This is a genomic window from Paenarthrobacter sp. CM16, from assembly GCF_013179505.1.
Taxonomy (GTDB): Bacteria; Actinomycetota; Actinomycetes; order Actinomycetales; family Micrococcaceae; genus Arthrobacter.
On sequence record NZ_JABMCX010000346.1, the window covers coordinates 1 to 4,270 of the forward strand.

The 4,270-nt window shown below is 62.8% G+C and carries 1 protein-coding gene; it reads right to left on the bottom strand.

Annotated features, from left to right (window positions below):
- On the bottom strand, positions 1-3,737 hold a 3,737-nt coding region (locus tag HP499_RS21305; protein ID WP_172326110.1), incomplete at its 3' end, for a multifunctional oxoglutarate decarboxylase/oxoglutarate dehydrogenase thiamine pyrophosphate-binding subunit/dihydrolipoyllysine-residue succinyltransferase subunit.
- Positions 3,738-4,270 lie beyond the last annotated feature (533 nt).

Sequence of the window (4,270 nt, forward strand, 5' to 3'; positions counted from 1 at the left end):
GAACCGGCGGCCGTGGAGGCCGACGCCGGACGTGAGACCAGGCGGAGCTTGCGGTCAAGCTCAGGCGCCAGGTTCAAGCCCATGAACGGCCACGGCCCCTGGTTGGCGGGCTCGTCCTGTGCCCAAACGATGTCAGCGTTCGGGTACTTGGCCAGCTCGGCGTCAATCTCGGCCTTGGGCAGCGGGTACAGCTGCTCAACGCGGATGATGGCGGTGGAGGTGTCCCCGGACTTCTGTCGGTTGGACAGGAGGTCGTAGTACAGGCGACCCGAGACCAGGATGACGCGGTCCACGTTGGCAGGCTCGACCTCAGGATCGGCAATGACCGGCCGGAAACCACCCGTAGTGAAGTCTTCGACGGCGGATGCGGCGCCCTTGAGGCGAAGCAGCTGCTTCGGCGTGAAGATGATCAACGGCTTGCGCGGACGGCTGTAAGCCTGGCGGCGCAACAGGTGGAAGTGCGAGGCCGCAGTGGTGGGGTTGGCCACGATCATGTTGTCCTCGGCGCACATCTGCAGGAAGCGCTCAATGCGGGCCGAGGAATGGTCCGGTCCCTGGCCTTCATAGCCGTGGGGAAGCATGAGTACCAGTGAGGAACGCTGACCCCACTTCTGTTCTGCCGAGGAAATGAACTCGTCAATGATGGTCTGCGCACCGTTGACGAAGTCGCCGAACTGGGCTTCCCACAGGACCAGGGCATCCGGGCGCTCTACCGAGTAACCGTATTCGAAGCCCATGGCTGCGTATTCGGACAGCAGGGAATCGTAGATCCACAGCTTGGCCTGGTCATCGGAGAGGTTGCCCAGGGGCAGCCACTCGTTGCCGTTGGCGCGGTCGTGGAAGACGGCGTGACGCTGCACGAACGTGCCGCGGCGGGAGTCCTGGCCGGCCAAACGAACCGGTACACCCTCCATGATCAGCGAGCCGAAGGCTGCGATCTCGCCGAAGCCCCAGTCAATCCCGCCTTCACGGGACATCTGCTCACGCTTCTCCAAGAGCTGCTTGAGCTTGGAGTGGACGGTGAAGCCGTCCGGAATTTCCAGGTGTGCCTTGCCGATGCGGGCAAGGGTCTCAGCGGAAATTGCAGTGGATGCCGGGGAGTTAGTGCCGAAATCGGACTGCTGGGCGATGGGACGCTCGATGTCCGAGACGGCCGCGGAGTCCGCCGTGATGATGGGGATCGGCGAGGTCTGCGCGGCGTGCGTTTCTGCGAAGACGCGCTCGAGGCGTTCCTGGTAGTCGCGGAGCAACTGCTCTGCTTCTTCTTCGGTGATGTCTCCACGGCCGATGAGCGACTCGGTGTACAGCTTGCGGACGGAGCGCTTGGCTTCGATCAGATTGTACATGAGCGGCTGCGTCATCGAGGGGTCGTCGCCCTCGTTGTGGCCGCGGCGGCGGTAGCAGACCATGTCGATGACAACGTCCTTGTGGAAACGCTGGCGGAACTCGTAGGCGAGCTGTGCAACACGCACTACGGCCTCGGGGTCGTCACCGTTCACGTGGAACACCGGTGCCTGGATCATCTTGGCAACGTCCGTGGAGTACGTGGACGAACGCGATGACGACGGCGCGGTGGTGAAGCCAACCTGGTTGTTGACAATGACGTGGATGGTTCCGCCGGTGCGGTAACCACGCAGCTGCGAGAGGTTGAGGGTTTCAGCCACAACACCCTGGCCGGCAAATGCGGCATCACCGTGAACCATGATGGGCAGGACCGGGAACGATTCGCCCTGATCCAGCCTGTCCTGCTTGGCACGGACAATGCCCTCCAGCACGGAGTCCACGGCTTCGAGGTGGGACGGGTTGGCCGCGAGGTAGACCTTGGTCTGCTTGCCGTTGTCCGAAGTGAAGGTGCCTTCGGTGCCGAGGTGGTACTTGACGTCGCCGGAGCCCTGGACCGAACGGGGGTCCTGGGTACCTTCGAATTCGCGGAAGACCTGTGCATAGGTCTTACCGGCGATGTTGGTCAGCACATTGAGGCGGCCGCGGTGTGCCATGCCGATGGCAACCTCGTCCAGTCCGTCGTCGGCCGCGTCGGAGATGACGGCGTCGAGGAGCGGAATCAGCGACTCGCCGCCTTCAAGGGAGAAGCGCTTCTGGCCCACGAACTTGGTCTGCAGGAATGTTTCGAATGCCTCTGCGGCGTTGAGCTTGGAGACGATGCGGAGCTGCTCTTCACGGCTCGGCTTGGAGTACGGGTGCTCCAACTGGTCCTGGAACCATTTGCGTTCTGCAGGTTCCTGGATGTGCATGTACTCGATGCCGGTGGTGCGGCAGTACGCGTCACGCAGGACTCCGAGGATGTCACGGAACTTGAGCTGCGGCTTGCCGCCGAATCCGCCGGTGGGCCATTCGCGGTCCAGGTCCCACAGGGTCAGGCCGTAGGTCAGGACGTCCAGGTCCGGGTGCTTGCGCTGGACGTACTCCAGGGGATCGGTGTCCGCCATCAGGTGTCCGCGCACCCGATAGGAGTGGATCAGCTGCTGGATGCGGGCAACCTTGTTGATCTCATCGGCAGGATCCACCTGGAGGTCCGGGCTCCAACGCACGGGCTCGTACGGGATACGCAGGGCTTCGAAGATTTCGTCGTAGAAGTTCTGCGCACCCAGCAGGAGCTGGTGGACCAGCTTGAGGAACTCGCCGCTGCCTGCACCCTGGATGACCCGGTGGTCATAGGTCGATGTCAGCGTGAGGATCTTGCTGATGGCGTTCTGGGCGATGATCTTCTCGCTGGCGCCCTGGAATTCAGCGGGGTAGTCAAGGGCGCCGACGCCGATGATGGCGGCCTGCCCCTTGGAAAGGCGAGGAACGGAGTGCACCGTGCCGATGCCACCGGGATTGGTCAGGGAGACCGTGGTGCCGGCGTGGTCGTCTGCCGTGAGCTTGCCGTTGCGGGCACGCTTGATCAGGTCCTCATAGGTGTGCCAGAACTCGGCGAAGTCCATGGTCTCGGCCTTCTTGATGTTGGGAACCATCAGGAGGCGCGTGCCATCGGGCTTGGGCATGTCAATGGCGATGCCGAAGTTGACGTGTGCGGGCTGCACGGCACTGGGCTTGCCATCGATTTCGTCGTAGTAGACGTTCATCGACGGGAACTGGGACAACGCGCGGACAACGGCGTAGCCGATGAGGTGCGTGAAGGAGACCTTGCCACCGCGGGCTCGGGCAAGGTTGGAGTTGATAACCACCCGGTTGTCGATGAGCAGCTTGGCGGGAACAGCGCGGACACTAGTGGCGGTAGGTACTTCAAGGCTGGTCACCATGTTGGTGGCAATGGCCTTGGCCGGTCCCCGGAGGACGGAAACTACATCTTCCTCAGGTGCTGTGGGCGCCTTGGTGCTCTTGGGCAGCTGGGCAGGAATGGGCTGGGCCGTGGTTCCGGCTGCGGGCTTCTTTGCTCCGTCCCGGGCAACAGTGGCCGGTGCTTTCTTGGCCGGGGCCGGTGCCGCCGGTGCAGCTGCTTCCGGGGCAGCGGCAGGAGCGGCCGGCGCCGGTGCCGGAGCCGCTGCAGCCGGAGCTACCACGGGAAGTACTTGGGTAGGGGGATTGGCAGCTGAAGGCGCTGCGGAGGTTCCGTTGGAAGAAGTGCCGTCAGCAGAAGCAAAGGATTCAAAGAGCGGCCACCACTTGGTGTCGACCGAATTCTTGTCCTGTTGGTACCGCTCGTACAGTTCGTCAACGAGCCACTCGTTTCCGCCAAATTCCTCTGGTAGACGGTGGCTGGGCTGCTCTGGCACTTGAAATACGCCTCTTCCATGAGTGTTGTTTTCCCGCTGGCCAAAGTTGCTTTTCCGCAACGATGGGACAGGGTCCGGGTCCCGCGAACTCAGACCCCTGACAGTCTAGTTAGGATCGTTGGTTAACTGCCAATAGTGGTGACCTAAATCATGTTGCGGCTGACTTAGTGTGGTGCCCCGGCTTTTTAGTCGCGTATCCAAGCCCGCCGTTGGAGCCGCCTCCGGGCTGGACTGTAGACTGGAACTCTTATGGACAGTAAATCTAGGTGCCGGCCTGGGAACTGTCGGGGGAGCCAACCTGGCAACTCCGCACAGCGCGCCCGTCGAGCCGGCAATACCCGTTCACATGCCCATCACGCGCCGGCCCTTAGCGCCGGTGGTCCCTCGGACCCTGCGTCCGCTGGACCCGACCAGCCTCCGCCGGGGCGAATTCCCCCGCTGAAGGCCCCCGCCCTTCTGCACGCCACCACTCATGGAGTGATGCGCTAAGTGGAATGGATTCTTCTTCTCGCCGGATTTGCCCTGATTCTGGG